At 35.2% G+C, this 6,000-nt stretch carries 6 protein-coding genes; all 6 read right to left on the bottom strand.

Annotated elements, in window-relative coordinates:
- Positions 1-336: 336 nt before the first annotated feature.
- Positions 337-1,842: an ABC transporter permease gene (locus tag Q5O73_RS04090; RefSeq protein ID WP_302669086.1), complete on the bottom strand. Its 1,506-nt coding sequence runs from the start codon at positions 1,840-1,842 to the stop codon at positions 337-339.
- A gap of 13 nt (positions 1,843-1,855) precedes the next feature.
- Positions 1,856-2,554, bottom strand: a complete 699-nt coding sequence (locus Q5O73_RS04085) for an ABC transporter ATP-binding protein (RefSeq protein WP_302669085.1) — start codon at positions 2,552-2,554, stop codon at positions 1,856-1,858.
- Positions 2,555-2,648: 94 nt separating this feature from the next.
- Complete coding sequence (locus tag Q5O73_RS04080) at positions 2,649-2,795, bottom strand: FeoB-associated Cys-rich membrane protein (RefSeq protein ID WP_368076742.1); 147 nt, start codon at positions 2,793-2,795, stop codon at positions 2,649-2,651.
- A gap of 104 nt (positions 2,796-2,899) precedes the next feature.
- Positions 2,900-5,281 carry a ferrous iron transporter B gene (locus Q5O73_RS04075; protein ID WP_302669084.1) on the bottom strand — a complete coding sequence of 794 codons (2,382 nt, stop codon included), beginning with the start codon at positions 5,279-5,281 and terminating at the stop codon, positions 2,900-2,902.
- Between the two features lie 87 nt (positions 5,282-5,368).
- On the bottom strand, positions 5,369-5,590 hold the full coding sequence (locus Q5O73_RS04070; protein WP_021953243.1) for a ferrous iron transport protein A: 222 nt from the start codon (positions 5,588-5,590) through the stop codon (positions 5,369-5,371).
- A gap of 22 nt (positions 5,591-5,612) precedes the next feature.
- A complete protein-coding gene (locus Q5O73_RS04065) occupies positions 5,613-5,825 on the bottom strand; it encodes a FeoA family protein (RefSeq protein ID WP_021953244.1) in 213 nt (70 codons plus the stop codon).
- Between the last annotated feature and the right edge of the window lie 175 nt (positions 5,826-6,000).

The following is a 6,000-nucleotide window of genomic DNA, read 5'->3' as shown; positions in this document are numbered from 1 at the left end:
CGCCCACAGTAACGGCACTATTTGTGCCACTATGCATTTCTACATAGTCCCGATATAGACCCGTACATTCGAAGTTTCGTCAGAAGAGCTTAACTCTCTTCATTCTCACCATAGATAGTTTATAGACCCCCGGCATATAGGATACACATCTCACCTCTGAAATGCTTTCGACATCTAATCTGTTTCGGTATCTCTCTGCCGACTTCACCGAGCTTCTTACACTTTAGTTTCTACTAACTTAGGTGCAAGTCGGAGGATTAGGGTTGCCTTTCAGAACGTTACTCCATCATTCGACATATCGTGTGTTTAGTTCTCCGATTTACTACTATTTTTTATTCAATTATTAGTTGCAATCGTGCCATAGCTTTTCACTATGGAACGTTTCGCACCCGCCTCATCATCTTTTACATCCACCGGATTTTTAAGAACATACTGATAATTTGCCATCATATTGTCTACTATTTCATGCTGATATTTTTCCAAAAGAGGATGCATCATAAGACCAAACATAAGCAAAATATTTGCAAAAGCGATACCCACAAGTAAAGTAATATAGCTTACCTTATTTTGAAATATGATTCTTAATCTGAATCTGCTCATAAACTTAAATGCCGGAAGTTTAAAGGCTTTTTTGTTTTTCTTTTTGCTTAAATCCCTTCTGATAAATTTAAGAGGACTAAGTTTAAGCTTCTTATAAAGAGATATAAAATTAACCACCAGCATAATTATAAGAGGTACAACTGTTGTTAAAATAAAGGCTTTTCCATTCCAGATAGTAACATATGTAGGCAGTGAATAGCTTCCGTAATACATACTTGCAGCAACATATTTAAAGGCTGTATATCCTAATATATTACCTATAACAGCTGCAACTAAAGACACCATTATTGGCAGGAATATATAATGCCTTATTAATTCTGTCCTTGTATAGCCTGATGCCCTAAGAGTTCCTATTACCGCTGCTTCCCTGGTTATAGTGTGATTAATTGTTACGGCAAAAACAAATGCCATTATTACAATAAGTATGTACAAAAGCACCAGCATCATTGACTGATCCCCGCCAATATCGTCCCCTGTAAACTGAATTGCATTGTTCTGATATCTTGGAATATATATTTCCACATTATTCTGAACCATATATACGTCTTCAACCATTTTTTCAAGGAATTTGTCAGACATTTTCTTTTCTTTGGTTTCATTTACCGGCTCATTACGGTACTTCCATACATAGCTGTAACTAATATTATGGTCAAATGCTTCAAAAACATCATCTTTAACTATAGCCACACCAAACAAAACCGCATCAAACATCAAATCATTATTATCTGAATACAATGCACTAAAATCTGACAATGCCACTAAACCTGAAACCTTAAATTCCTTATCTCCTACCCTGATTTTGTCCCCTACTTTAACCTTGTTGTTATCAGCATACATTCTGTCAATTGCGATTTCATTGTCATTTTCAGGCATTTCACCTTTCATAAGGCAGATTTTATTTACTTCTTTTCTGTCTTTAAACACTCTTAAAGTGCTGTCATTTTTGCCATCCATGTTACTGTCTGTATCAATATCCTTATAGAAATTTTCATACAAAGTAACATTTTCTTTTTCTATTTCCTTTATAAGGTCATTGTCTGCCTTTTTATCAAGAACAAAATGTCCGTCCTCAATATTATACTTTTCAAAGCTTTCATCGTAGGCTGTTTTCATGCTGCCTGCGGCAACTAAAAAGCCTGATATAAAGCCAATGGTAAGGGTCATAAAAAGAAAAATAACAAGATACTTGCTAAAATCTTCTTTAAGTTCTCTAAATATTCTTTTTCTCAATGGATTCTTCATTTAAGCCACCACCTTACCAGTCCAAATCACTTGCTGATACTTTATTTTTATTTTCAAAGCTGTCTCTGATTTTACCGTCTTTTAGTTTAATAACCTTATCTGCCATATTCTTTATTGCATCATTGTGAGTAACCATAATAACGGTATTTCCATATTTTTTATTTACATCTTCAATTAACTTAAGGATTTCTTTTGATGTATTGTAATCCAATGCTCCTGTAGGCTCATCACAAAGAAGGATATCCGGATTTTTTACTATCGCTCTTCCTATTGCTGTTCTTTGCTGCTGACCTCCTGATAACTGGTTTGGAAGTTTATGTCTGTGTTCATAAAGTCCCAAAGTTTTTAACAAATCATCAATTTCTAAAGGATTATCGCTAAGATAAGCTCCCACTTCTATATTTTCCTTAACATTTAAGTTAGGAATAAGATTGTACATCTGAAATACATATCCTAAATGTTTTCTTCTGTAATAAGTTAATTCCTTTTCTTTCATGTCAGCTGTTTTTTCACCGTTAATACTTATATATCCACTGTCGGCACTGTCAATTCCGCCTATTATATTAAGTAATGTGGATTTTCCTGAGCCTGATGGTCCCAGCAATACGCACATTTCACCTTTTTCTACTCCAAAGCTTATCCCTTTTAAAACATCTACTTTGTAATCACCGCTTCCAAAACTTTTCTTTAATTCATTTATTTCTAAAAACATATACCTACCTTGTCCTTTTAAAATCAAAAAATCCCTCTGTAGACAACCCATAAGGTCTTCTACAGAAGGATTCTTAGGTCATCTTAGTTTCACTTTAATGACATCCCTTACACTTTTTACAATCTCCACCACACTGAAGAGATTTACCGTTTTTCTTATCCTTTACCATGCTTCTTATAACAAAAAATATTATAACTGCAAGTATAAGTAACACAATAGCTGTTCCTATCGTTCCATCCATAAAATCCTCCTTTGTGATAATGGAGTCCGGCAAAAACTAATGCCCAGTTAATTTTTGCCGGTCAGCATAATCAAAATAGCTTACTTAATTTGTTTCAATTTTTATTAGTTGTTTTCCTTTGAAGGTCTGAATAACAGATATAAAAATCCGATTACTACTAAGATAGCAATAATTGTAAAGATTCCAAATCCTGTTTCTCCTACAATAAGTCCACCAATCTGGTAAATAACCAAAGCTGTAAGATATGCGAAACATGTCATATATCCAATTGCAATCCAGAACCATTTTGAGTTATTCATTTCTCTCTTAATAGCACCCATAGCTGCGAAACATGGTGCACATAAAAGGTTGAATGCTAAGAATGCGTATCCTGCTACAGGTAACATTCCCTCGAAGTCTAATACTCCGAATACACCTACAACTTCTTCTTTTGCAACAAGTCCCATGATTGTAGCAACTGTTGCTGTTGCATCATTAAATCCTAATGGTGCAAATATCCATTTTACAACGTTACCGATTGAACCAAGTACGCTGTCTGCAAGTTCCATATCTGAACTATATCCAAATCCACTTCCTGTATTTCCGAAGTGTGAGCCAAGCCATACAACGATAGATGAAAGAAGGATGATTGTTCCTGCTTTCTTAATGAATGACCAGCCTCTTTCCCACATGCTTCTTAATACAGTACCAACTGTCGGCCAGTGGTATGCAGGAAGTTCCATAACGAATGGTGCAGGTTCTCCGGCAAAAAGTTTTGTTTTCTTTAAGATAATACCTGATGTGATAATTGCAAACATTCCAAGGAAGTATGCACTAGGTGCAACCCACCATGCTCCGTTAAATAAAGCTGCAGCAATTAACGCTATAATTGGAAGCTTTGCTCCACAAGGTATAAATGTTGTTGTCATAAGAGACATTTTTCTATCTCTGTCATTTTCAATTGTACGTGTAGCCATAAGTCCCGGAACACCACATCCTGTACCAATTAAGATAGGGATGAAGGCTTTTCCTGATAATCCGAACTTTCTGAAAATTCTATCCATGATAAATGCTACTCTAGACATATATCCACAACTTTCAAGGAAAGCAAGGAATATGAAAAGTACAAGCATCTGAGGTACGAATCCAAGTACTGCACCTACACCGGCAATTATACCATCAATAATAAGTCCTGTTAAGAAGTCATTACAGTGAATAGCTTCTAACCCATTGCCAACTAATACAGGAATACCAGGAACCCATACTCCATATTCTGATGTATCAGGGCCTGTAAATTCTCCTTCTTCATCAATGGCATCTCCAAGAGCTTCGTCCATGTTAAGACCTTTTTCATCAAAAGCGTCATTATATGAACCATAAGCTTCTTCGAAAGCACCAAAGTCCTTGTCAGCAATAGCACCTTTTACTTCTTCTGCACCGGCAACGTTTTCTTTTACAGCCTTTTCAGCAATCTGCTCAAGCTCTGTAGAGAACACGTTTTCATCTGCCCATTTATCCAAATCTTCCTCGTACTGTGCAGTTCCTATTCCAAACAAATGGAATCCGTCACCGAACACACCGTCATTAGTCCAGTCTGTAGCCCATGTACCAACTGTTGTAACTGATATGTAGTAAACAATACACATAACAACGGCAAAAATCGGTAATGCCAATATACGGTTTGTTACGATTCTATCAATCTTATCTGATGCTGTAAGTTTATCAGATTTTGCCTTTGTTACACAATCTTTTATAATTGATGAAATATAAACATATCTTTCGTTTGTAATAATACTTTCTGTATCATCGTCAAAAGCTTTTTCTAACTTATCAATCTGCTTTGACACATCCGGAACAGTCCTCATTATTTCCCTGATTTTTTCATCTCTCTCTAAAAGCTTAATTGCAAAGAATCTTTTCTGTTCTTCCGGAATATCTGCTGAAAGTAATCCCTTAGTTTCATCAATAACTTCTTCAACTTCATTGGCAAACTTATGAACAACTGTATTCTTCTTTTTGCTTTCTGCAAGTTTTACGGCTTTATTTGCCAAATCCCTAATTCCTGTTCCTTTAAGAGCTGAAATTTCAACAACTTCACAGCCTAACTTTTCGCTTAACTTGTTAATATGTATTTTATCCCCTCTTTTTTCAAGAACGTCTAACATATTAACTGCCATAATTACAGGAATACCAAGTTCCATAATCTGAGTTGACAAATATAAGTTTCTTTCAATATTTGTACCATCAACTATATTAATAATAGCATCAGGTCTTTCATTAATAAGATAATTTCTTGCCACAACCTCTTCCAAAGTGTATGGTGACAATGAATAAATACCAGGTAAATCCATAAGCGCCACATCTTTATGACCTTTAAGCTTACCTTCCTTTTTTTCTACTGTAACGCCAGGCCAGTTTCCAACAAACTGATTAGAACCGGTTAATGCGTTAAATAATGTTGTTTTTCCGCTGTTAGGGTTTCCGGCTAACGCAATTTTAATTGACATATTTACTTCCTTTCTAAATAACAAGAATTATTTTGTTTGTTGATTCTACTTTTTGTTAGCATTTGCTAACCTATGGGGTAAAAAAAATTACTCTACCTCAATCATTTCGGCATCAGCCTTTCTAAGAGATAACTCATAACCTCTTACAGTAACTTCTACCGGGTCACCTAACGGTGCAACTTTTCTTACATAAATATCTACACCCTTTGTGATTCCCATATCCATAATTCTTCTCTTTACAGGTCCGTCGCCGGTAAGTTTCTTAACCGTGACTGTCTGCCCGCAGGCAACTTCTCTCAGCGTTTTCATAAAGCACCTCTCTCCTTTTTAGTTAGATCATTATTTTATTAGCCATATCTTTTCCTATGGCAACTCTGGAATCTTTAACATTGACAATAACATTTCCGCCGATTTGTGATATAACCGTAACTTCACCGCCAACTACAAATCCCAAACTTTCTAAGAACTTTTTGGTCTCAGCTTTTCCGGATACTCTTTTTACTATATTAACTTCTCCCTCTTTAGCCATCGTCAAAGGCATCATATCACCCTCTCTTTACTCAAAACGCAATTGTACATCTTTGTTTCGCTAATTAGTATAAACTAACTGATATTAGATGTCAATAATGTTTTTTAGTATTTTCTAATTTTTGTTATATGCAGCAATCTTTTGTTTCTTTTAATATACCAATTGGTTAATTTAGCCAAATTGAATTTAT

The organism is Eubacterium sp. AF15-50 (genome assembly GCF_934835595.1).
In the GTDB taxonomy this organism is placed as follows: domain Bacteria; phylum Bacillota; class Clostridia; order Lachnospirales; family Lachnospiraceae; genus Eubacterium_G; species Eubacterium_G segne.
The sequence above is the reverse complement of the archived record's forward strand: the minus strand, read 5'-3'. Positions and strand labels throughout refer to the sequence as shown.